Source organism: Nostoc sp. ChiSLP03a (genome assembly GCF_034531215.2).
GTDB lineage: Bacteria > Cyanobacteriota > Cyanobacteriia > Cyanobacteriales > Nostocaceae > Nostoc.
Map to the genome: position 1 here is coordinate 18,994 of NZ_JAVRBQ020000033.1, position 23,247 is coordinate 42,240.

Genomic DNA, 23,247 nt, shown 5'->3' on the forward strand with positions numbered 1-23,247 from the left:
CCCTGAAATTGATATATATATAAAAGAGCAATTTTCAAATGACCATTTACTTTTATAAGGTTTGGCAGCCTTATGGCTGTTTTTCTAACTTTTCTCTCCACGGAATCCACATCGAGGGTGCTTACTGGCTAACGGTTGAGCATTATTATCAAGCGCAAAAGTTTGTAGGCAGCACAGATGCGGCAATTATACCTCTCATCCATGCTGCCGCCACCCCAGAAGAAGCTGCGACTTTGGGAAGATGTAGCACTCGCCAACTCCGTCGAGACTGGGATTTGGTTAAAACTCAAATTATGCGAGAAGCTGTACTCAAAAAGTTTCTCACTCATGCTGATATCAGAGAAGTTCTCCTGAAGACAGGTAATGAGATGTTGGTTGAAAACTCCCCAACCGATTCTTTTTGGGGCTGTGGTGCTAATAAAAGCGGTCAAAACCATCTCGGTAAAACTCTGATGAGTGTGCGTGAAGAAATTCGGAATTTACTATCTTTAACGGTAATTTACGAATAATTTAATCAAAATAGTTACATCCAACATCAAGTCAAGCAATTAAACGGGGAATAGTAAAATTCCCCAGCCAAAAACATTTTAAAAAATTACTAATAATTTAGTTATGGCTCTGAATAAATTTTAATTAATTGAATTAATGGGCAAAAAGATTAAAAAAATCTTTTTAATTTCAAGAAATTATTTCAGTTTTAAATTAAGTAAAATTACTGGAATAGTTTAATGATTGAGAATATAAAATTAATAAATGTCAATGATTAAAATTTTCTTAACTTTAGACTTGAGATGATAATTGAAAAGTATTTAATGATACAGCAATTTCATATATCACTTAAATCTGCTTTACAAGAGACCTCTTGGCAAAAGTGCTTTTTGCACTCTCGTGGGAAAAGGGACTCATGTTAAAGGGGAAGGGAAAATACAAAACCTTTACCCTTGCCCCTTATCCCCAGAGGGGACCCCACTTTCCCCCTTTCCCTTTTCCCACCAAATGCCAAGAAGTTTAAGAGCTACAGGGAACAAGCAAAATATCTGTTACTTTTCAAACATCTTCAAATCCATTTCCAAAAATATTTGTAATACATGTATGCCCTTGGCAATACATTATTAGCAAGAATTTTTTGAAAGAGGATGAAAATCAAAGCATTATAAGTTGAAAATTAAGATCGGGGACAATTATAAAAAAATATACTTAAACAAATTAAATACAAGTAATGACACGTAGGTATAAACCAAACGAGTTGCAGCAAAACTTCGATCGAGAAAACTTACTGCATCGGATGACAAAACAGATTAGGCGATCGCTCGACCTTCAAGAGATATTAACAACAACTGTTAGCGAAGTGCGTTTATTTTTGGGTGCAGATCGGGTGAAAATTTATCGCTTTGATGCTGATGGTAGTGGTGAAGTGATTGCAGAATCTATTCATAAACAATCTCTGCCATCTTTATTGGGTCAACGCTTCCCAGCTGATGATATTCCAGAAGCCGCCAGAGAGATGTTTTTGTTAGCGGGACAACGTTCGATTGTCGATGTGGCAAATGAGAAGATCGGGCTATCGCCTCTACAATCAAAAGAAACTGGCAAACGTCTAGAAACTAATATCTACTATCGGCAAGTAGACCAGTGTCATATTCAATACCTAAAAGCAATGGGCGTGCAGTCTTCGTTGGTAGTACCAATTTTAGATTGCGACCCACAAGAACTATCGGCAAAGCCTAAATTGTGGGGATTGTTGGTAGCTCACCACAGTGAACCGCAAAAGATTTTGAAGCGGGAACTAAAAGTATTGCAGCAAGTTGCTGACCAGGTAGCGATCGCGATCGCTCAAAGTAATCTACTCGCTGAAGCCCACGCCAAGCAAAAGCGAGAAGCTACTATTAATCGAGTCACCACACTATTGCATAAACTGCCGACAATTCAATTACAAGCAGCACTAGAAGAAGTTATTACTGCCTTCTGTGGAGTCGGTGGCAGGCTTTATATTGCAGAGAACCGAGAACTATACACCTGGGGCGACCAACCGACACTCCCCTACGAGTTAGATAACACTATTATCGAACAGCATCCCATTTGGCAAAACTGGATGGTTGAGTTTCAACAAGGTAATATTTGGGCAACTACTGACCTCTATAAAGAACCACGTTTGCGAGTTTTGGCTTTAGCATTCCGTTCTACTGAAATTCGCGGACTTATGGTGATTCCGCTACATTACCGCGAAAAATTTATTGGTGTCTTAAGTATTTTCCGCTTGGAATTGGAAACGGAAATCTTGTGGGCGGGACGATGCGAGCAAAATCGGCGACAACTTTTACCCCAGCTTTCCTTTGAGGTTTGGCGAGAGCAAAAAAAAGGGCAATCACCTGAGTGGAAGTTGGAAGACATCTTTTTGGCACAAGCTTTATACGATCATTTCTCAATGGCAATTCAGCAGCAGCAGATGTATAAACAGGTACAATCCCTGAATGCCAACTTAGAACTGCGGGTGCAAGAGCAAACCTCTGAACTCGAAAAATCATTAATGTTTACCAAAGTAATCAAGCAAGTCACAGAGCATATTCGCCGCACATTGGACTTGCAAGCAACTCTGCAATCCATAGTTCGGGAAGTCCGTCCCCTGCTAAATTCAGACCGAATGCTGATTTTCCACCTGAAGACTCAATCAGTGATTGTGGAAGAAATTAATGGTAATTGGCAGTCAGTTTTAGGAGTGAATGCACCACCAGAATGCTTTCCTGATGATTATACCCGTCTATACTGTCAGGGTAGGGTACGGGCAATTAACAACCTTTCAACGGCTTCTTTAAGTGATTGTCATCGAGAGTTTTTGCAGAGTCTGCAAGTGCAAGCAAACTTAATAGTTCCAATTAATATGGGTATGGAACTATGGGGCTTATTAATTGCCCATGAGTGTGAGGCTCCCAGAAATTGGCAGGATACAGAAATTGATTTATTGCAGCAGGTGGCAGATCAGGCTGCGATCGCAATTCAACAAGCACAACTCTACCAACAAACCTCACTAGCCGAAACTGAAGCTAGAAATCAAGCTGCTCAGTTAGAGCAGACCCTACATGAACTCCAAGAAACACAGACAAGATTGATTCAGACCGAAAAAATGTCTAGTTTAGGGCAGTTGGTGGCGGGTGTCGCCCACGAAATCAACAACCCCGTTAACTTTATTTACGGTAATTTGTGCCACGCCAGTGATTACACCGAACAGCTGCTAGAAATTTTACGTCTCTACCAGCTATATTATCCTCATCCCCATAGTGAAATTCAAGCCGCGATCGAAGCGATCGATTTTGAATTTTTGGTAGAAGACCTGCCAAAAATCATGATCTCAATGCAAGTAGGAACCGAGCGCATTCGCTCAATAGTGTTGTCGTTACGCAATTTTTCTCGCTTAGATGAGTCTGAAAACAAGCGCGTTGACCTGCATGAAGGCATTGACAACACCTTATTAATTTTGCAACATCGGTTGAAAGGAAATGCTGAATTTCCACGCATTCAGATAATTAAAGATTATGGCAATATCCCACGGGTGGAATGCTATGCCGGTCAAATGAATCAAGTATTTATGAATATTTTCAGCAATGCCATAGATGCTCTGGAAGTAGGGCGTCGGGAGTGGCGCGATCGGGGTGACAAGGAGAATAATTCATGTTCAATTCCAACTATCCAGATTTCCACTAAAGTCTCAGCAGACAACTCTCGTCTGTTAATTCGGATTACTGACAACGGGCCCGGAATGAATGAAGACGTAAAAAAGCGAATTTTTGACCCGTTTTACACTACCAAGCCCGTGGGCAAAGGTACAGGATTGGGACTAGCAATCAGCTATCAGATTATTGTCGAAAAACATGGGGGAATAATGGAGTGTATTTCAGAACCTGGCAAAGGTACAGAGTTCTGGATTGAGATTCCCATCAAGCCTCCAGCCAAAATCGTTAACTAGCAATAGGAAGTGGGGAATGAGGACGCAGGCGAAGAATTACTTTTGGTCATTGACCAATGCTCAATTGTTAGTTTCAAAACTTAAAAATTGACCGAGCAATTTTTAAATTCATCCACAAGATAGATGATAATGTTCTTAACTTATAGTTTTCCGCTTTGATTCGGAGAAATTATTTGCGTAGGGAGGGAATAGGGAACTCTTAACAGGGAATAGAAAAGAAGGAATAAATGTGTACTGAGTTTTTTCACGCAATCAAATACGAGTCCTATATAAGCTAAATAAATAGCTATCAGCGATCCAGAGCGTGCAATATATTTAATTCGATTAAAATCATTTAAAAGTAAAGTTTAGTTGCAAAATAAATTCCTCCCAGCTACAAGTGATAATCTAATAGTTGAAGCTAAGAAAAAAGCTTCCCGTGGCAGATATAACAGCTGCGTTTGAAATGTTAGTAAGAGGTATAAGACGCTGTTTAACTTACATCTGTCTCGTCAAAATACAGCAACACCCAACGCGAAAACTGCTGTTTCCTCAAATCTATAAGATTAGGGGGCACTGTAACTGATTTTCATTACTTGTTTACAAAAGCAATGGAAGTTAGTACATCCCTAACTACGATCGACAAAGAGAGGAAATAGTTCAGGGAGTAGAGGCTTGGGTGTTGTTGTATTTAAACAGAAATCTGAAATAGGGACTCCTCTGGGTGTAAGATTATACGAAGTTGAATAGTGAGAAACAGTTAAAATAGCGCCTTATGTCAATAATTGCGCTCAGAGCGTGGTATCTACAAGATTATGAGCCGATTCCAGAATTGGAAAAACGTCCGCCAGACATTCGCTTAAGCAAAAAAAGCCTGCTGAAATCAGCATTACGAGCAGACTTTTTGGAAGACAGTGACGAAGTGAAAAAATCAACTTGGTTTGGGCGCTATTTGGAAGGGGAAAATATTGAATTTTATATTGAAGGTAGCGGTGGCTATTGCGTCTCTAACATTGACTTAATTAGTCATGAAATTTATTTCACTAAACAGGCGGTGTTAGCTCAGTTAGAACCAACAATTTTTTTATCCTATCAAACTGAGTATGGCGCAGCGACGAATATTCTCAAAGAAGAACTGCGAAAAAGTTTAGACAATTTAAACTTGCGATCGCGTCTTCCCCTAACATTAATAGAATCCTCTCGTCCGAGCGGTACTACTTTCCGAATTAACCGCACAATCATGCGGAAAATCCGTAAGAGTTTGTTATTTATAGCTGACACCACGCCCATTGCTAGTATTGATGGTAAGGAAACGCCCCAATTAATTCCCAGTCCGAATGTCTGTATTGAGATTGGCTATGCCATCCAAAGTAAGCGGTCTGAACAGATTCTACTAGCGCAAATGCAACGCCCAGATTTTGAAGGTGAATCTCCCTTCGACTTACCAACACAGCAAATTTTACAATTTCAAGACACTACAGAACTGGACAAAATCTTGACAGAGACAATTAAAAACCAGCTAGCACGATTCAAATTATTTTTTTGAGTAAGATAATACAAAATAATATTACTTACTAAAAATTGAATTATAGCGCTCCTAAAACATTTGTGAGAGTCGGCTCATTGACGCTCTGAACTGCAAACTCTATTTTTAGACTTGCTATTCAGAGCTTTTATGTTTAGAGTTTTTTAGAATTATTTCTTTTTATCCTTATCTAGTTTTTCTTGGATAGCTTGGCGACAAAATTCTGGTGGATCTTCTTGTGCCTTCACCTCTTCCTTCATTTTTTCAGTAGCACGAAAACTAATAGTAGCTGTCATGGGTTCCTCACCTTTTGGTTGTGCTGGCTCAAAATTCTGTGGGTTCCCTTTAGGATTAGGCATTGTTGAGAGATGTAAATAAGACTTGATACTAATGTTTGCGAGGGAATAGAGTTTTAAATCGGTGAGCATATTGTCTGGAAAACTTGTAGCTCACCGATACCACTTTTACAAGAGGTAACTCTATTTTATGTTTACGCGTTCCGAGTTAGAAATCAAAACCATCAAAGAACTCAGTGAGCTATGCTTACGCTACGGCATCAAACCAACTGGGAATAAAGGGTACAAGACCTCATGGATTACATCCTTGATGGTATTCCCTCGAATGGCGTTATCCCAGTTTGAGGCAGGTAAAGGGTTAAAACCTTCTACCTTTGTTTTCATGCAAGCAGTGAGCAACGCTATAGATGAGATGAATGCTCCTACAGATGAGCAAGCTGCACTCATCAAAATCACGATGGAAGGGAGAATCATGAATTACCCAGATAGGTATACTCAAGAAAAACTGCTAGCTTTGCATAAAGCAAAAATGTATCTAGAGTTAGCACTTGGATTATTGAGTAAATAAATTAATTCTTTAATCAGTACGGCAAGACCCTTTAAAGGGTCTTTTTTTGTGAATATCTTAATAAGTATTATTTAATACAAATTAATTATACTTAAATGCTGAAAGTAGGGTATTTGAGCATTAGAAGAGGATTTTTGAGAAAACAAAGGCTGAAAGTATTGTTATTGCTTTAATTAAAATAAACGAACAGGTTTACTTTGTAACTTGGAACTAATCGAGCTTACCCGATCGACCACAGAAATCATGTATTTGTAATCTGGTACTTGTCCATTGGGTACATACCCCACTTCTTGAGCTAAATCTGAAGGCGAATCACTCATCACTTTGCGGATAAATTCTTGACGGTTACGTTCTACATTCGGCCCAATCAAAACCACACCTAATGGTACATAGTGAGGGTCTTTAAATAGTATGCGGAATTCGGTTGGCGCCAACTGCGAACTGTAGAGACTTAATTCTGCTTCTGAGACGGCACAGGCGATCGCTTTTCCTTGAGCGACTAATTCCAGTGCTGCTTTGGGTGTGGGTGCAAACAATATCTCAGCTAGTGTTGTACCATAAAGATTGTAAAGAGGAAAATAATATCCTGTTGCTGAACCCAACTGTCCTAAAGCTATTGTTTTGCCTTGTAATTGTTTCAAGTCAGCGATCGGATTATCTTTGCGAACAACGAAGATTGAACGTAAATTACTAATACCTATTAAAGGAAATAGAGGAACATATTGGTGACGTGCGATCGCAATAGCCGCTAAACCTGGTGGAGCAAATACCAATGACCAAGCACGAGCATCAAGGCGCTCAACCGCTCTGTTTTCATTAAAAACAGGCTCTAACTGAATATATGAGTTTGTTTTTTCACCTAAGTAATTATTAAATTTAGCATATTGATTAATTATCTGTTCGCCTCCACCATAGTTGATTACACCAATAGTTAACGTGCCCTCAACCCCATCTCCATTTTGTGGTTTGCAGGCAGCAAATGTAAAACCTAGTAGATGAAACAGAAATAAACGACGGGGAAATCGCACAAACATCACTAATTATGGATAAGGAAACAATTTGGCTTTCAGGACTAATTTAGATAAATTTTACTGCTGCCTAAAGGGGTTATATTGCAGTAAAAAATTAATATTTATTTAGATATTGTTGAGATGCTTTCTAAGAGGTATAAATAAATATTAGACAAACTCACAGGCCACTTTCGTTGCTTAGGTTATGTTAAACAACATTACGTTAAAAAACTTAAAAATAGGTGCTAAATTTAACTTGCTTTTAATATTAGTTTTCATCATCAGTATTTTAGGAAGTGGCGTTGCCTTATCCAGTGTACTTCAAAGGAAAGCGCAAAATGAAGTAAGTTCTCAAGCCGAGATTCTCATCCAAATGGTGAATGCAGTTAGAAATTATACACAAAATCGTATTGCTCCCCTATTAGAACCTAGATTAGATACTAACCCAACATTCATGCCTGAAGTAGTACCAACTTTTTCCTCTAAAGAGGTTTTTGAAAATTTTCGTAAAAAGCCTAAATTTAAAAACTTTTTTCATAAGGATGCAACACTTAATCCAACCAATTTAGCGGATAAAGCTGATAGTTTTGAAACTCAACTTGTGGAGCGTTTTCGCAACGAACCTAATACTTTAGAAATTACAGGCTTTCGTAAATTGTCAGAAGGCGAAGTATTTTACATTGCACAACCACTAAAAATTACACAAGCGAAATGTTTGCGATGCCATTCTACACCAGATCAGGCTCCTAAAAGTCAGTTGTTAAATTATGGCTCGGAAAATGGTTTTGGCTGGCAACTCAATCAGATTGTTTCTGCTCAAATCATTTCTGTTCCTTCTCAAGATATTTTTGCCAATGCCACACGGACTTGGATATTGATAATGGGACTTTTAATTGCGATCTTTGCGTTCGTAGTTTTCTTAATTAACTTCTTAATTACAAAATATGTGATTCAGCGGATCAGAAGAATAGAGAAAATAGCTCAAAAAGTTAGTGTTGGTGATATGAGTGCTGATTTTGAAGAAAGCTCTCATGATGAAATTGGCGGGTTAGCAGAAGCATTTAATCGGATGAAAGCTAGCTTGAAAATAGCTCTGGAAATGCTGAATAATTAAGGCTAATAATCCGTAATTCACAGAGATAAAAACGCAATTTCGAGAAAATCAAGAAAGTAAGCGCTGCTCAAATTGCAAAGCTTTTTGACGTTCAGGAATTTGTGATGCTAAAATTTTCACAAATTCTGCACGAGAGATTTGTCCGGCAGATTTAATAGCTTTTTGCACTAGAAACTTAGCTATCGGGCCAATTAAATTAGCCAACTCACGTTCGCACTCTTCCAGAAATTTTTCACTAATGACTTGAGATTCTTGCTTTGGTAAATTATTTAAGTTAATAGCAGATTTGTCGGCTTTTACAGTAAGTTCTTGTAATAGAGTAGGTTTCTCTAGTAGAAATGTTGTTTTCTTCTTAAAATCAATTTGTTGATTTTCTCGAAGATGAAGGGCTAATTGACTAATTAATTCTTCAAAATTGGGCGCTGATGCTGCAACTTGTCGTAGTAATCTTGAGGCGATGGGGCCGACAAATTCTAAAAGAATTGTTTCTAAGCGGTTGTAACTTTCCCCAGACAGAATAGAAGCAGTCGGATACCCAATTGAGTTTTGTTGAGTAAGCGAAGTTTGAGGTGGTTGTGTAAAATCTGGTAGTTGAAGCGATCGCGCTTCTACCTGGTAATCTTGACGATCGTATTCTTGCTGTTTGGGTGTCGAAGATGGTAGTTGAAGCGATCGCGCTTCTTTTCTAATATCGAGATCCTTAAGCACGTGTAAAACTTCAGCCGCAGACTGATAGCGCTGTTTAAAATGATGTAGCACCATTTTAGATAGCACAGATGCCAACTCAGAACTGACATTAGCTTGATGCTGCCAAGAAATTTCTCCTGTATCTGGGTCTTCTTCAAAGTCGATCGGATGTAACCCTGTCAGCGATTGTATACCAATAATGCCCAAGGAATAAATATCACTGTTGGGGCGGGGCTTACCTTGTCCCTGTTCTGTAGACATATATCCGGGAGTACCAATAATAATAGTAGCTCCCGTGTGCCCTGTAATTGTGAGCAGTTGAGTTTGGACTTGTTTAACAGCGCCAAAGTCAATCAGCACTAACTTACCGTCTTGTTGCCGCCTAATTATATTGTCCGGTTTGATATCTCGATGAATAACGTTGTGGCTGTGAATAAATTGTAGAATACCCAAAACCTGTTGGAGTAGTTGAATGACTCGATCTTCTGGCCAACGTTGATTGGGGAATAGTTCCGCTTTCAGGGTATGTCCTTCAATGAACTCTTGCACCAAGAAGAACTCTTGGTTTTCTTCAAAATAGGCTAAAAGCCGAGGAATCTGGTCATGGTAGCCTAGTTTTTCTAGTGTTTCTGCCTCACTAGTAAATAGCCGTCTGGCAGTTTTGAGAAATTCAGGACTACGAGTGACGGGCTTAAGGTGTTTGACAACGCATTTTGGGAAACCTGGCCGATGGGTATCTTGGGCTATGTAGGTTTGACCGAATCCACCTCCACCTAATATCTGGAGGACTTGGTAACGTCCGTCTAATAATTGTCCTAACATTGTGTTACAAGCCTTAATTCCTCAAATTAATCTTGACACAAGTACCAGCTTTGGTAAGGTTTGTTCAGACAGAAAGTAGGTAGTGCCAAAATTTCAAGCAAGGTTTTTTGAGGATTGCATTACAAGTTTATGACTGACTAAACTCCAGATCGGCTTGCAGGCATATTATTGTTGAAGCTTTAATAATTCCTCAGAAATCGCCAGTGCCATGTAAACTTACACTTTTTAAGGAACTGCTTAAACGATTAGGCGTCTAGAGTGAAGAGTCATTGGGCATTAGGGATGGCCCATTGGGAAAGAGGAGGCAGAAGTTCTAAAATGTTTGAATTTTGAATTTTGAATTTTGAATTTTGAATTGATTTCTCCCAACCTCCCGTATGCTTACCCTTTTCATTCGGGGGTTACGTGGTTAACAATGGGTTGAATGTTTTTTAAATGATTCAACTTTATGGCTAGAACCGCAAATGAATATGCCGTATACCTCCTACTGGAAAGCGGCCACCGAGAAGAAGTACGTTTTCCTACTATTCAAGAGTTTCAGAAATGGTATAGTGGCGAACTTGTGCCAAAATCTGCTTCTAATGACTTTATTAGCGTACCGATCAAAAATATTCAAGGGGAATATATGGTAGTACGCCCTTCTCGGATTGTGGCAATCCGGGTAGAACCGATTTTTAGTTCTAGTGTTGAAAGATTCAACTAAATGATGAGAAAAACCCTTGCTTTGCTTTCCTTGAGTCTAGGAATTGCCCTCGTAAACCCTCTCTGGTCGGCTGTTGCTCAGGTTCCTAACTTACTGCCGTTGCCACTACCGACTGCTCCCGATCTTCCACCTATACCAATACCGATCGCTCCTGAATTAACGCCGCCGCTAAAACCAATCACTATCGAAAGCGATTGTACAGTCCGGCCGACTTGCTTGGGTTGGGATGAGCAAATTTGGGGTCAAAGAGGTAAAACAGGCGATCGCAAAGCGCTGTTGGCTTCCATTGATAACAGTTTGCTTTATCTAACAAAGGGTGATGCGATCGCAGCATATCAAAACTATCCAGTTCGGGAAATTACCCTCGATCGCGTCCGCCGGAGTTTGCTGCGTTTCCGCCAACTGGTTGTCAGTTCTAAGTCAGCAGCCCAACTACAAGCTGCTGTCAGTCGTGAATTTGTCTTCTACCAGTCCGTGGGCAATGATGGCAAGGGTACTGTTAAGTTCACTGCTTACTACGAACCTGTTTACACCGCTAGCCGTGTCAGAACTGCAATCTATAAGTATCCTCTTTATCGGCTACCACCAGATTTTAGCCAATGGCCGAAACCCCACCCAAAACGAATTGATTTGGAAGGGAAAGATGGTTTAAAAGGGAATAAGAGCAAGTTACGCGGTTTAGAATTGCTTTGGTTTCGCGATCGCCTAGATGCATACATGGTACATATCCAAGGTTCTGCCCAAATTAAATTAACTAATGGCAAGACAACATCAATTGGCTATGCTGGCGGCACTGATTACCCTTGGACTAGTATCGGCAAAGAATTAGCCAAAGATGGCAAACTTCCCCTAGAAGGATTAACAATGCCACGTTTGATTGCTTATTTCCGACAAAAGCCCCAGGAATTGAACAATTATCTACCGCGCTGGGAACGATTTATTTTCTTCCAAGAAACAAGCGGTAGAGGTGCTACTGGTAGTATTCATGTGCCAGTTACAGCAGAACGTTCCATTGCTACAGATAAGTCTCTCATGCCACCGGGAGCGTTAGCGCTGATTTACAACTCATTTCCCTATCCTGCCAGTGGTGGCAAACTCCAGAGGCGTACTGTCAGCCGCTTTGTGCTTGACCAGGATACAGGAAGCGCCATCAAAGGGCCGGGCCGGGTGGATTATTTCATGGGGTCTGGTAAACTAGCGGGCGATCGCGCTGGTGTCACAGGCGGTAATGGTTCATTATATTATTTGCTGCTCAAAGAATAGATATTGGGCATGGGGCATTGGGCATGGGGCATTGGGCATGGGGCATTGGTATTGGTATTGGTATTAATTATTCTCCTCTGCTCCCCTGCCCCCCTGCTTCCCACTCTTCAGCTAATACGGCGGATAAGCAAAATCATCTTCATCAGCATAAACGTAAGAGTTGGAAACTCCTGCCATTGCCAATTTAGGGGTTTCTGATTTTACAGGTTCCTTGCCAAAATCTTTGTATTCTTCAAAAGTCTTACAAATCATTGCAGACTCCAGAGCATCGGAAGCAATTAAATATTGCGTTAAAGTCCCTACAGTGGGATGTTTATAGTCCACAGTTGAAGCTACCAAAACTGTATTTGGTTCAATTCCTCTTTCTTCACACTCAACTATCGGACAAAAAATCCCGTGAGCGTGGAACAAAGGCCCTTTTGGTGTCAAAGGTTGCTTGCGGTAGATAGCATAAGCTTTTTCTAGTTCAGCAACGAATCCACCTACTACTCTGCCTTGTTGATATTCGCAGTAGGTTTTGCTGAAACTCGCTCCGGCTGCACCATTGAGAGTTAGTTGTAGTGGTGATTCATGTAAAAACTTTTTATTTTCACCCACTAGAAAAATTAGATAGCGAGTAAAGGTTTTAAATTTAAGTTTGTCGGCTAAAAAAGCATCATAATTATCTTTGAGCGTACCCAGTTTTAGACCACTTTCTCGGTCTTTAACAGACAATGGCCCCCGGCGCACTATGACCAAGCGTGGAGTAGCGCTAATAAACACTGTTTCTACTCCAGAGCTAAATTCATGCTCAACTTGCTGCCAATTATCATCTGGTACAAAGCCGACAGCATTGGCATTATCCAGCTTAATCGCCAAACCGTGAGATTGTATACCATCTGTGCCATACCGAGGATTAATCATCTGACACCAGGGAAGGACTTGCGAAGGCGGTGCATTGAATTTCTCGTCTTCAAAGTCAAAATTAGCAGATGCTTTCATCGTTTTAGGCTATCAAAGTGTTTTATTGAACAAGGCGATCGGCAGGGCGCACAGGAAAAAAAAAGCCAGTTATATGCTGTGGTTCCCAAAGTTTAAGAACATTAAACTGACGTAGTATTTTTTCTAGAGTAAGACAGAATCAATCTATGTTGCAATCCCTGTTTAGTTTTTTATAGCAAGGGACTGGGGACTGGGGACTGGGGACTGGATGAAAAGCCTTTTTGTGTCTAAGTTTTATCGTCTGTTGATGTCCTAACCACCAAGGCTTGTGCTATAACAACAAATTCTTTCTTTGGCATCTCTCTATCTAAATGCGATCTACTTTTGTTCCTCTCGTGGGGATTCAAATCAGCAGATTACTGTAAACTTAAAGCTGCGAGAGTCTTCAAATCAGGCACTTCCAAATCAGGTTGAGTGACTGCTGGTAAACTCGCACTAACCCCTTGTTCTGCTCGACGATTTACCCAGACTGTTGATAATCCTAGAGATTTGGCTGTAACGATATCATGATATACACTAGCAGCAACGTGTAATATCTGCTCTAGCGGCAAATCAATTCTCTCTATAGCCAGTCTGAAGTTGTTGAAGGCAGGTTTGTAGCTTTTTGCCTGTTCTGCTGTGATTACCTCGTCAAATTCCACCTCCAAGTGCTTTGCTGAGAAAGCAAAGAGATCGTCATCTACATTTGAGATAATTACCAGCTTAAACTTTTGCTTTAAAGTTCTAAGTGCTTCAACTGTATCGGGAAAAGGCAGCCAATGCTGAATCGAATCGGCAAGTGAATTTAGTTCGTCAGCAGTTGGCTCAAAGCCAAATCGTTCACCAAATTTCTGGACTACTCTTTGCAAAACTTCTCGATATTTGATATATTCTCCAATTTCGAGTTCTGCTTCAAATTCAGCAAAAATATCAAGAATTTGCTCGTCATCCAAATTAGTGTTATGTGCCAGCAGAAGTGGCTTTAGCACCCCTAAGATGCCATTTTCCCAATCAATTAGGGTTCCGTAACAATCGAAAGTTAAAGCCTTATACTGATTTAATTCAATCACTTTTTTATACTCCAGAGCTTGATTAATAGCCTTCAGTTTTCACAAACTAAAAAGACGGGTGAAGTCATCCGTGTTGGCGCACAGCCCGCACAACTCTTAGAGACGCTTTGCGTAGCTTGCTTAAGAGGAGGGATACGACAAAACTCAGTGACTACCGCAGGCATCGCCACATCCACTGTTCTTGAAGTCTCCGAACATTTTTATTTTTTTTATATCAGGGTAACGCGGAACTTATAGGTTGCTCAAAGATTGACAAAGTAAACCGCCAAGGTCGTTTGACAGTTATACCTGCGTTAAAAAGTATTGTTCAGCAAAGTTGTATTGGCATTATCCAAACAAATTTATATTACATTGATAAAACAAGATTAGTAAGTTGTAGGTATGGGATAATAGTTATTCCAAAAAGGAAATTATTCCTAAGTATAATTTGTATGGATGTGAAATTTCAGGATACACAAGCAAATACCACTAAACAATTAAACTCAAGTAAACAGCCATCTAATAGCAAGCCATCCGAAACTTTTTCGGTAGCGGAGGCAGTGGTAAAAATCCTGGAAGATATGGGGGTGCAGTATGCCTTTGGTGTTTCGGGAGGTGCGATCGCGCCAGTGTGGGCTGCATTACATCAAAGTTCTATCCAGGTGTTGCACTTTCGCCATGAAGCTGGAGCCGCTTTTGCAGCCATTGAGGCGTATTTTGCTAGCGATCGCCCAGTTGTGGTATTCACTACAACTGGTCCAGGGATTACCAATGCATTAACTGGCTTGTTTGCTGCACGTTGGGAAGGTGCTAAAGTTATTCTTCTGTCGCCTTCCACATCGGCATCGCAACGTGGAAGGTGGGCATTCCAAGAAACCAGCACTTACACCATGCCTAGTGAGGGACTGTTCACATCAGAACCACTGTTTCATTATGCGACGACTCTCGAATGCAGCGATGAACTGTCAAAAGTTCATCGACGGTTGGCACTTGGTATAGCCCGACCAGATGGTTTTATAGCACACTTAAATATCTCCACTAATATCCAAACTAGTTCAGTTAAGACATCATTGCCACAAGTGGCTTTCTCTTTTGCTCCCGCAGCCGTAAATGAGGAAACTATTGCAGAATGTACGCGGTTGCTTTCAGAAGGACCATTTGCCATTTGGATCGGCTTTGGTGCGCGGGGTGCAGCAGCAGAAATTCGTCAGCTTGCAGAAGCAACGGGAGCGGCGGTAATGTGTTCGCCTCGGGGCAAAGGCATTTTTCCCGAAAACCATCCTCAATTTGTTGGTGTTACAGGTTTTGCCGGAGATACGTCAGTTTTAACGTATATGCAAGAACAACGACCTTTACGAGTGTTGGTGCTAGGAACGCGCCTCAGTGAGTGGACTTCGTTCTGGAATTTTGCGATGATTCCAAAACGAGGGTTTGTGCATGTCGATATCGACCCAGAGGTTCCAGGAACTGCATATCCATCTGCCGAAACCTTTGCCATCCAGTCCGATGTGGGAATGTTTGTAAAGGCACTGCTAAAGAACTTTCCACAACACCCAAATCAGTTAACAGAAATGTTGCTGCCTTGTTCCAAGCCTGTAATACTTAATCCACGTGCAGAGGGCCCAGTGCGACCGGAAGTACTCATGGATGCAATTCAACAGCAAATAGTTGAAGGGAGCAATGCGGTTGTCATGGCTGAAGGAGGAAACTCGCTCGCTTGGGCAATTAACCGACTGCGATTTACCAAACCAGGTCGTTTTCGAGTTAGTACCAGGTTTGCATCTATGGGTCATTTCGTCACAGGCGTCGTGGGTGCTTCACTGGCACGCAATGGTAAGACCGTCGCCATAGTTGGAGATGGTGCCATGCTAATGAACAATGAGATAAGCACGGCTGTAAGATACCAGATCGCTGCCGTTTGGATTGTACTAAACGATGGGCGCTATAGTATGTGCGACCAGGGGATGACTTTGCTAGGCTTCCAAGGTGTAGATGTAGAGATTCCGCAGGCGGATTTTGTCAAGATAGCTTGTGGAATGGGAGCTGACGGCATCCGCGTTGAAACAGAACCTGAAATCCAGGCAGCTTTGGAGAAAGCGATCGCCTCGACCTGTCCGTATGTTGTTGACGTAGTAATTGACCCAACCCGACTTGCACCAATTAAGAGTCATATTCACAATCTGATTGCACAAGGTGCTACGAATTACTAAGAGGAGATTTTCATAGTGCATCATTCAGTAGGTATTCGCGCGATCGCAGTTAGTTTTCCCAGCATCAGACGTACAAAAGATTATTACAGAGAGAAATACCCAGATATAGTTGCTCAAGTCGAGGAAAAAAGCTTGGGAAGGCTGTTTTCGCTTGCTGGTTCTACCCCCAGCAACGAGTTTGATTTGGAGATGTTGCCATATCTGTCAGATCCTTTTCGTGGTACTGTCGAACAGCGGGTACTTGCTCCAGGTGAATCATCGCTGATGCTAGAAGAGCGTGCAGCTCGTGATGCTCTCAAAGTGGCGAAGCTTAATCCTGAAGAAGTCGATCTTATGCTCGTAGCCTCGATTTGGCCCGAACAAATCGGATTTGGTAATGCCGCCTTCCTTGCCCAAAAACTGGGACTGCAAGGTGCTGCATGGAATCTTGATGGAGCTTGTGGTGTTACCCCAGTTGCATTGCAAACTGCCTGTGCTCTGGTACAAGCAGGTGAGTACCGCAATATACTAGTAGTAATTTCCTGCACTTACTCTCGCTTTGTCGATGAGGAAGATACTGTTTCCTGGTTTCTCGGTGATGGTGCTGGAGCCTTCGTTGTCGGTTCAGTCAAACCTAACCAAGGAATACTCAGTACAAAAACTGTGAATACAAGTTGTTTCTGTGACTTATTAACCTTAAATGTTAGAGAAAACAAGCAAGGCAATCCACGAATTCGGATGCAGTTGAACAAGGACGCAAAAAATGCGCTCAGTGAAGAATCGACTCAGCTTTTACGTACCTGTTGCGAAGGTGCTATCTCGACAGCCGATTTAACTCTCGATCAAATTGACTTTTTTCTTTTCAATACAGCCACAGCTTGGTTTTCAAGCTTCTGTGTACGTGTACTTGGTATTGACCCAGAGCGCACCCTTAATCTCTACCCTCTGTACGCTAATATTGGGCCAGTACTTACTATAGCCAATCTTTATCACGCTGCACAGATGGGTAAAATTCGTGAAAATGATTTGGTTCTCGTTTATGGCTTTGGTGCAGCAGGAGTCGCCTCTGCAAGTGTAATGCGTTGGGGTAATGTGGCGCTAGGTCTTGTCCCAAATCTCAACGAATCTGAATCAGCACTGAAAAGTTCTTTAAATCGTAGCTTCGTTTCTTGTTAAAGTTATTTATCAAGATTTAAAGCATATCCAGTAGTCGATCGTGCAAAAACAAATTTTGGCGGCGGGTTTTTACCTGTTATCCTTGATATTTCCGCTCAAAGTCTTGGCAAAGGATTATGACGAGATTTATGTTTTTGGAGATAGCTTTTCCGATACGGGTAATGTATTTAATGCAACTAACGGAATCGTTCCCCCAAATCCACCTTACTTTAATGAACGTTTTTCCAATGGTTCGGTTTGGGTGGAATATCTCGCCTCCGATTTAGGGTTAACTTTCAATCCGAAGACCAACTTTGCCTTCGGTGGCGCAACTACAGGATTGAAGAATATAGGAATCAGCACTCTACCAGGATTACAACAACAAATCAACAGCTTTACAAAAGCAAATCCGTCTGCCGATCCAAACTCCCTCTATATCTTGTGGGCGGGTGTTAATGATTATTTAGATTACTTTTTCCAAAGCACTCCCAACCCTACTCAGAGTGTTACAAATTTATCAACGGCTGTAAAATCGCTTGCTGCTGTTGGAGCTAAAGATATCATGGTGTTGAATCTGCCAGATTTAGGAAAGTTTCCAGTTACAAGTGGCAATAGTCAAATTTCTAGCTTACTTAGCACTTTTACCAGTAAACATAATTCCAACTTGACTACAAACCTCAAACTTTTGAGTCAGGAACTAAACCCTAATGTCAATATTATTCCTCTTGATGTTAATTCTCTTTTTAATCAGATTATTGCAAAGCCGGAGGAATTCAATCTTACAAATGGAACTGACTCGTGCATCGGAGATTCACCAGTGGTATCTATTGAAATTACCACACAGCCAGTTATGTGTATCTCAGACAAGTTTTTGTTCTGGGATGAAGTCCATCCAACGACTGCGGCTCATCAGCTAATCGGAAAATTAGCGTTTTCGGCCCTTGAGCCAATACCTGTCCCTGAACCTTCTGCTGTGTTAGGAGTTTTAGTTTTTAGTGTAGGTGCAGTATCGCTACAGAAACGCAAATAGCTATCAGTTGGTGCAAAACAAAGCAATCAAAAGGGAAGGAACACACCTATGACAGGTCAATTATATGGGAAAGTCGCACTGGTTACAGGGGCCTCATCAGGTATTGGTCGAGCAACAGCGATCGCATTTGCCAGTGCTGGAGCAAAAGTTGTGGTTGCTAGTCGTCGGCTCGTCGAAAGTGAGGAGACTGTGCGCCTGATAAAAGAAATCGGAGGTGAAGCTATTTTTGTTAAGACCGACGTTTCAAATGCTGCTGAAGTCGAGGCACTGGTCGATAAAACTGTAAAAACTTATGGTCGTCTAGACTGCGCTTGCAATAATGCTGGGATTGGAGGCAATCCTGGCTTAATCACTGATGATATGTCAGAAGAAGACTGGGATCGTCTGGTTAATGTAAATCTTAAAGGAACGTGGCTCTGCCTCAAGTACGAAATCAGGGCGATGCTCAAACAGAACAGCGGGGCGATCGTAAATGTGGCTTCTGCTGCTGGTGTTGTAGGTATTGCGGGCATTGCAAACTATAGTGCTACCAAAGGTGGTGTCATCGCTTTAACCCGCGCGTTGGCTATGGACTATGCTAAGGAAGGCATCCGGATCAATGTCGTGAGTCCCGGTGTCATCGAGACTGATATGCTGAGTGCTTTGTCTAGAGATGCACTTGCTCAACTTAAGGCAATGCATCCTATAGGACGCATTGGAAAGCCGGAGGAAGTGGCAGAAACAGTAGTGTGGTTATGTTCAGAAGCAACTTCCTTCATCACGGGGCACAACATGATAATTGATGGAGGATATACTGCACAGTAAAGCAAGGCCGATGGAGGCAAGGTTCATAAGTTGCGATCGATATTACTTGCTTCTTGAATATCGCTTTTGCCAAAAACAAGCGCGAAATGTAAGAGCAGGGTTTACAACTGTAATACTAGTCTTTATATTCAACTGCTCCTAAAGCTTTTAGAGTGGCAATAGTTGCAAAAGTTACACCTGTAATACCTGTGATATTAGTGCCCTCGTAAGGTCTAGAGCTAAAAAGAGTTTTCAGGCATTCACCTTTTAAAATATCCCAAAGCTTAATCGTCCCATCTTCACTGCTACTAGCTAAAATATTGCCTTTAGAACTAAAAGCAACTGACCAGGTTAACTTAGTGTGTGCTGATAAAGTTTTCTCGCAGTTGCTTGTGCTGACATCCCACAGTTTCACCGTTTGGTCTCCGCTACCACTTGCTAATGTGCAACCATCCATACTAAAGGCAGTTGAATATACGGAATTGGTATGCCCATACAAAGTTTTAAGACACATTCCGGTGCTGACATTCCATAGTTTCACTGTTTGGTCACTGCTGCTACTTGCCAATGTCGTAGCATCAGGACTGAAGGCAACTGACCAGATCCAGTCAGTATGACCTTGCAGAATATGGAGGCATTGACTAGTGCTGACATCCCAAAGCCTTATTGTCTGGTCATGGCAACCACTAGCTAGCGTATGATTGTCTGGACTAAAAACGACAGACCATACTCGCTGGGTGTGCCCTTGTAAAGTCTTTAAGCATTGACCAGTGCTGACATCCCACAGCTTCACTGTTTGGTCATCACTGCCAGTTGCCAGCATTGTACCATCGTGACTAAAGGCAACTGATAAGATCCGATTACTATGCCCCTGCAACGTTTTGAGACACTGACTGATGCTAATATCCCATAGTTTCACTGTTTGATCTTCGCTGCCACTAGCAAGGATGCTACCATCTGGACTAAGGGAAACTGATGTAACCCGATTACTATGCCCCTGGAACGTTTTAAGACATTTACCTGTGCTGGTATCCCATAACCTTATCATTTGATCGCCACTACCACTAACAAGCATCGTGCCTTGAGGATTAAAGGTAACTGACCATATTCCATTACAGTAACCCTGCAAAATCTTAAGGCATTGACCTGTACTGACATCCCACAGCCTTACCGTTTGGTCATCACTGCCACTTACCAGCATTGTAGCATCAGGACTAAAAGCAACTGACCAGATTCGAGTGCCATGCCCCTTGAAAGTCTTGAGGCATTGGCTTGTACTGACATCCCATAGCTTTATCGTTTGGTCATCACTGCCACTTGCCAACATCATACTGTCTGAATTGAAGGCAACCGAATTTACTAAGTCAGTATGACCTTGCAAGGTATGAAGGCATTGGCTTGTAGCAACATCCCACAGCTTTACTGTATGGTCATGACAACCACTAGCCAATATTTGACCGTCTGGGCTGAAGGCAACTGACTGTACTCTATGGGTGTGTCCCAGTAAAGTGGCTAGACATTGACCAGTGATGACATCCCATAACCTTACCGTGTGGTCGTCACTTCCAGTAGCAAGCATTGTATCATCAGCACTAAAGGTAACTGCCCACACCCGACTACCATGTTCTACTAGAGTCTTAAGGCATTGCCCGGTACTGATATCCCACAACCTCACCGTTGTGTCCTCACTGCTACTCGCTAGTATATTACCATCTGAACTGAAGGAAACAGACCAAATTCCACCGCTATGACCTTCTAAGGTTGCGAGGCATTGCCCACTGCTAGTATCCCACAGCTTCACTGTTTGATCGTCACTGCCACTAGCGAGAACACAACCATCGGGACTAAAGGTAACTGGCCAAATCCAACCCTTGTGCCCCTTGCAGGTAAGCAGTTGTTTTCCATCCACAACCTGATACAGGCGAATCTCATTATTAGTATCTCCTGTCGCTAAAAATTTTCCATCAGGGCTGAATGCCACTGAGTGAATCCCCCCTATGGTTTCAGCAAAAACACATTTACTTAGATTGGCATGAGCAAAATTTACATTGTGTAAATTTACGTTGCGTAGGTCTGCTTGCCAAACAGTCAGATAAGAAAAATCATAGCCACTTAGATCCGTCTCTAAATAACAAAGCAGATTGAGAATATTGCCAGCCGTATACCCTGGTTCTAGCGGAGATTCTTCTCGCAGTGTTGCAAGAATTTGAGTTAACTGACTTTCAATATTTTTTTTGCTTCTTAAGTCGTAAAGCAACCCATCTATGACTGGTTTAAGGATAAGGCGAACCTGAATATCTTTAACATAGTCTTTACCAGTCGCCTTTATCAAAGCATGACGCCTAAACAAATCAATATTCTGAGTAACAATTCCTTCACAGACTTCTTCTATCAATCTACTAGTCACATACTCCATGACTACAGGCTGAAGTGTAAATATTGCTTTACTTTTTTCAATCAACGTAGGCGTTGGCATTAGCGTACCTCTACGGGGAAGCAAGCTACGCGTAGTCTCTCGTAGAGAAACCTTCTCAATTAGCGATCGCCTTAGCAGAGATTCCACAGCCTCCATTAATTTTGCTTGCGGTACTTGTGATGTAATATCATTTCGCAATTCTGGAAGTGCCATTGGCTCACGATTAATCGCTAGCCAATACATTATTTCCTTTTCTAAATCTGACAAGCGCTCAAACTGCTGCTCTAAGATATCGCGAATGTCTCCAAAAACAGCCGTGTCTTGTTGCAAAAAGTCACTCATATTACCATCAAAGATATCTTGAATGGTTGTGGCAACTATCTTTAAGGCTAATGGATTGCCTGCGTAACGTTCAATCATTAATTTCCATTCATCTTCTGCTGCCGATAGTCCCTTGAGTTTTAAAATTTCCTGCCCTTCCGCCACCTTCAATCCACTCAGTGGCAATGAGCGAACAGGTAGTGCTTGTCCTTCCAACAATGCTATTTCTCTGGGTTTTTCACGACTAGTCAGCACTAAGCAGCTTTGGTGAGTTGCTTCTCCCACCCGTCTTAAAAGCTCACCATATTCCTCATATCCTTCTCGATAAAGTCCGGCGCGGCTACCACTGCGGAGAATTGATTCTGCATTATCAAGGATCGCTAAACAGCGATAATTTTGTAAATAATAGAGTAGTCGCGATACGCGATCGCTCAAACTTTCTGGTAAGTTACTTTCTGTTTCCTGTTCGTCAGATAAAAATTGAATTAAGTTACCTAGAATAATTTTAACAGGTGGTGCTTCTCGTAGCGATCGCCAAATCACATACTCAAAGTTGTCCTGAATTTTTTGAGCAAACTTTACAGATAGTGCTGTTTTTCCAATACCTCCTATTCCCAAGAGTGCAACCAATTGGCAGTTCTCATTAATAATCCATTGCTCTAATGTAATAAGTTCTTCTACACGTCCATAAAAAGCGGAGTTAAAGATAGCCTCTCCCCAATCTAAACGAGTATTTGAGCTTGAATAGTCACTTTTATCTATTTTTAAGTTAAAAACGGAAAAAAGCTTCTCAATAGTCTGTTTGTCAACTCCTCCCTCCCGATTCAATACTTTCGAGATGGTAGCGGAATATAAACCAGAACGTACACTCATTTCTTCAAGAGTATACCGATTTCCAAAATTTTCTTTTGCTTCTAACTGATGCTTTGCTTCTTTAATTTTTTGTAAACCCTTGGTAGTAAGTGCAACGCCACGCTTACGTCTCCAATTCTGTAAAGTCATGTATTAACTCACTGTTCGTTTAATCACTTTTTATTAAAAGGAATTATCTACTAGGTTGTTATAGATATAGGGTAATAGCCATAACAAACGAATAATCTTATGTTGCAGAAGATTTAAAATAGGCATATTACCAAAATAACTAGTAATAAAAGCTACTTTTACCATCTACTCATCTCGGTAATTCAACGCTGCTTGCTCAACAGACTATCTGGACTGTAGGACATTGCTAACATCATCTTTTTAGCCGAAAGCTTCTTACATTTGGTGATGGTAGATTTATTACGTATGGTATTAGTAATTTAATACCTAATATTCTCAGTAATATTTTTGGGAGTAAAGCTTAAGTTCAATCTCAAAATCCCGATTTTCACTGGTAAATACAGCTAAAAATTGGCAATCTTGATAAGGAAAGTT

Annotated in this window: 17 protein-coding genes; 11 read left to right on the top strand and 6 right to left on the bottom strand. The window is 41.3% G+C overall.

The window, feature by feature from the left end; all coding sequences use genetic code 11:
- Positions 1–38: 38 nt before the first annotated feature.
- The 3 genes from RMY32_RS04790 to RMY32_RS04800 all read left to right on the top strand — a co-directional run bounded on the left by RMY32_RS04790 (position 39) and on the right by RMY32_RS04800 (position 5,486).
- Positions 39–509 (top strand): N-glycosidase, encoded by a 471-nt coding sequence (locus RMY32_RS04790; protein ID WP_322712077.1) that lies wholly within the window; start codon positions 39–41, stop codon positions 507–509.
- A gap of 710 nt (positions 510–1,219) precedes the next feature.
- Positions 1,220–3,961: a GAF domain-containing protein gene (locus RMY32_RS04795; RefSeq protein ID WP_322712078.1), complete on the top strand. Its 2,742-nt coding sequence runs from the start codon at positions 1,220–1,222 to the stop codon at positions 3,959–3,961.
- Between the two features lie 754 nt (positions 3,962–4,715).
- Positions 4,716–5,486: a hypothetical protein gene (locus RMY32_RS04800; RefSeq protein ID WP_322712079.1), complete on the top strand. Its 771-nt coding sequence runs from the start codon at positions 4,716–4,718 to the stop codon at positions 5,484–5,486.
- Positions 5,487–5,635: 149 nt separating this feature from the next.
- Here RMY32_RS04800 and RMY32_RS04805 read toward each other — a convergent pair whose 3' ends face one another.
- On the bottom strand, positions 5,636–5,824 hold the full coding sequence (locus tag RMY32_RS04805; RefSeq protein WP_273767980.1) for a hypothetical protein: 189 nt from the start codon (positions 5,822–5,824) through the stop codon (positions 5,636–5,638).
- A 127-nt stretch (positions 5,825–5,951) separates the two neighbouring features.
- On the opposite strand from RMY32_RS04805, the gene RMY32_RS04810 reads away from it, so the two are divergent.
- Positions 5,952–6,329 carry a hypothetical protein gene (locus RMY32_RS04810; protein ID WP_322712080.1) on the top strand — a complete coding sequence of 126 codons (378 nt, stop codon included), beginning with the start codon at positions 5,952–5,954 and terminating at the stop codon, positions 6,327–6,329.
- Positions 6,330–6,502: 173 nt separating this feature from the next.
- On the opposite strand, the gene RMY32_RS04815 is transcribed toward RMY32_RS04810, so the two are convergent.
- Positions 6,503–7,363 carry a phosphate/phosphite/phosphonate ABC transporter substrate-binding protein gene (locus RMY32_RS04815; protein ID WP_322712081.1) on the bottom strand — a complete coding sequence of 287 codons (861 nt, stop codon included), beginning with the start codon at positions 7,361–7,363 and terminating at the stop codon, positions 6,503–6,505.
- 181 nt (positions 7,364–7,544) lie between these two features.
- Here RMY32_RS04815 and RMY32_RS04820 point away from each other — a divergent pair, with 181 nt between their 5' ends.
- Positions 7,545–8,453 (top strand): DUF3365 domain-containing protein, encoded by a 909-nt coding sequence (locus RMY32_RS04820; protein WP_322712082.1) that lies wholly within the window; start codon positions 7,545–7,547, stop codon positions 8,451–8,453.
- Positions 8,454–8,501: 48 nt separating this feature from the next.
- Here the strand turns inward: RMY32_RS04820 and RMY32_RS04825 are convergent, their stop codons facing one another.
- Positions 8,502–9,962, bottom strand: a complete 1,461-nt coding sequence (locus tag RMY32_RS04825; RefSeq protein ID WP_322712083.1) for a serine/threonine-protein kinase — start codon at positions 9,960–9,962, stop codon at positions 8,502–8,504.
- A gap of 448 nt (positions 9,963–10,410) precedes the next feature.
- Between RMY32_RS04825 and RMY32_RS04830 the strand changes: the two genes are divergently transcribed.
- Together RMY32_RS04830 and RMY32_RS04835 are read left to right on the top strand one after the other, a co-directional pair.
- Positions 10,411–10,665 carry a hypothetical protein gene (locus RMY32_RS04830; RefSeq protein WP_190728057.1) on the top strand — a complete coding sequence of 85 codons (255 nt, stop codon included), beginning with the start codon at positions 10,411–10,413 and terminating at the stop codon, positions 10,663–10,665.
- A 3-nt stretch (positions 10,666–10,668) separates the two neighbouring features.
- On the top strand, positions 10,669–11,928 hold the full coding sequence (locus RMY32_RS04835; RefSeq protein WP_322712099.1) for a murein transglycosylase A: 1,260 nt from the start codon (positions 10,669–10,671) through the stop codon (positions 11,926–11,928).
- Between the two features lie 111 nt (positions 11,929–12,039).
- On the opposite strand, the gene RMY32_RS04840 is transcribed toward RMY32_RS04835, so the two are convergent.
- On the bottom strand, positions 12,040–12,909 hold the full coding sequence (locus RMY32_RS04840) for a DUF5895 domain-containing protein (RefSeq protein WP_322674367.1): 870 nt from the start codon (positions 12,907–12,909) through the stop codon (positions 12,040–12,042).
- A gap of 356 nt (positions 12,910–13,265) precedes the next feature.
- Positions 13,266–13,958 (bottom strand): haloacid dehalogenase type II, encoded by a 693-nt coding sequence (locus RMY32_RS04845; RefSeq protein ID WP_322712084.1) that lies wholly within the window; start codon positions 13,956–13,958, stop codon positions 13,266–13,268.
- A gap of 431 nt (positions 13,959–14,389) precedes the next feature.
- Here RMY32_RS04845 and RMY32_RS04850 point away from each other — a divergent pair, with 431 nt between their 5' ends.
- From RMY32_RS04850 to RMY32_RS04865, 4 genes are read left to right on the top strand one after another with little or no spacing between them, the layout of a single operon-like run.
- A complete protein-coding gene (locus RMY32_RS04850; protein ID WP_322712085.1) occupies positions 14,390–16,147 on the top strand; it encodes a ScyA-related TPP-binding enzyme in 1,758 nt (585 codons plus the stop codon).
- Between the two features lie 12 nt (positions 16,148–16,159).
- Positions 16,160–17,302, top strand: a complete 1,143-nt coding sequence (locus RMY32_RS04855; protein ID WP_322695814.1) for a 3-oxoacyl-ACP synthase III family protein — start codon at positions 16,160–16,162, stop codon at positions 17,300–17,302.
- A gap of 40 nt (positions 17,303–17,342) precedes the next feature.
- A complete protein-coding gene (locus RMY32_RS04860; RefSeq protein WP_322712086.1) occupies positions 17,343–18,311 on the top strand; it encodes an SGNH/GDSL hydrolase family protein in 969 nt (322 codons plus the stop codon).
- A gap of 48 nt (positions 18,312–18,359) precedes the next feature.
- Positions 18,360–19,115, top strand: coding sequence for an SDR family oxidoreductase (locus tag RMY32_RS04865; RefSeq protein ID WP_322712087.1), 756 nt, complete (start codon positions 18,360–18,362; stop codon positions 19,113–19,115).
- Between the two features lie 115 nt (positions 19,116–19,230).
- Here RMY32_RS04865 and RMY32_RS04870 read toward each other — a convergent pair whose 3' ends face one another.
- Positions 19,231–22,833 carry an NB-ARC domain-containing protein gene (locus RMY32_RS04870; protein WP_322712088.1) on the bottom strand — a complete coding sequence of 1,201 codons (3,603 nt, stop codon included), beginning with the start codon at positions 22,831–22,833 and terminating at the stop codon, positions 19,231–19,233.
- Positions 22,834–23,247 lie beyond the last annotated feature (414 nt).

Bases quoted from the DNA above. Each gene is read 5' to 3' on its own strand.
- RMY32_RS04790 (WP_322712077.1), top strand. From the start codon at position 39: ATGACCATTTACTTTTATAAGGTTTGGCAGCCTTATGGCTGTTTTTCT.
- RMY32_RS04795 (WP_322712078.1), top strand. From the start codon at position 1,220: ATGACACGTAGGTATAAACCAAACGAGTTGCAGCAAAACTTCGATCGA.
- RMY32_RS04800 (WP_322712079.1), top strand. From the start codon at position 4,716: ATGTCAATAATTGCGCTCAGAGCGTGGTATCTACAAGATTATGAGCCG.
- RMY32_RS04805 (WP_273767980.1), bottom strand. From the start codon at position 5,824: ATGCCTAATCCTAAAGGGAACCCACAGAATTTTGAGCCAGCACAACCA.
- RMY32_RS04810 (WP_322712080.1), top strand. From the start codon at position 5,952: ATGTTTACGCGTTCCGAGTTAGAAATCAAAACCATCAAAGAACTCAGT.
- RMY32_RS04815 (WP_322712081.1), bottom strand. From the start codon at position 7,363: ATGTTTGTGCGATTTCCCCGTCGTTTATTTCTGTTTCATCTACTAGGT.
- RMY32_RS04820 (WP_322712082.1), top strand. From the start codon at position 7,545: ATGTTAAACAACATTACGTTAAAAAACTTAAAAATAGGTGCTAAATTT.
- RMY32_RS04825 (WP_322712083.1), bottom strand. From the start codon at position 9,962: ATGTTAGGACAATTATTAGACGGACGTTACCAAGTCCTCCAGATATTA.
- RMY32_RS04830 (WP_190728057.1), top strand. From the start codon at position 10,411: ATGGCTAGAACCGCAAATGAATATGCCGTATACCTCCTACTGGAAAGC.
- RMY32_RS04835 (WP_322712099.1), top strand. From the start codon at position 10,669: ATGAGAAAAACCCTTGCTTTGCTTTCCTTGAGTCTAGGAATTGCCCTC.
- RMY32_RS04840 (WP_322674367.1), bottom strand. From the start codon at position 12,909: ATGAAAGCATCTGCTAATTTTGACTTTGAAGACGAGAAATTCAATGCA.
- RMY32_RS04850 (WP_322712085.1), top strand. From the start codon at position 14,390: ATGGATGTGAAATTTCAGGATACACAAGCAAATACCACTAAACAATTA.
- RMY32_RS04865 (WP_322712087.1), top strand. From the start codon at position 18,360: ATGACAGGTCAATTATATGGGAAAGTCGCACTGGTTACAGGGGCCTCA.
- RMY32_RS04870 (WP_322712088.1), bottom strand. From the start codon at position 22,833: ATGACTTTACAGAATTGGAGACGTAAGCGTGGCGTTGCACTTACTACC.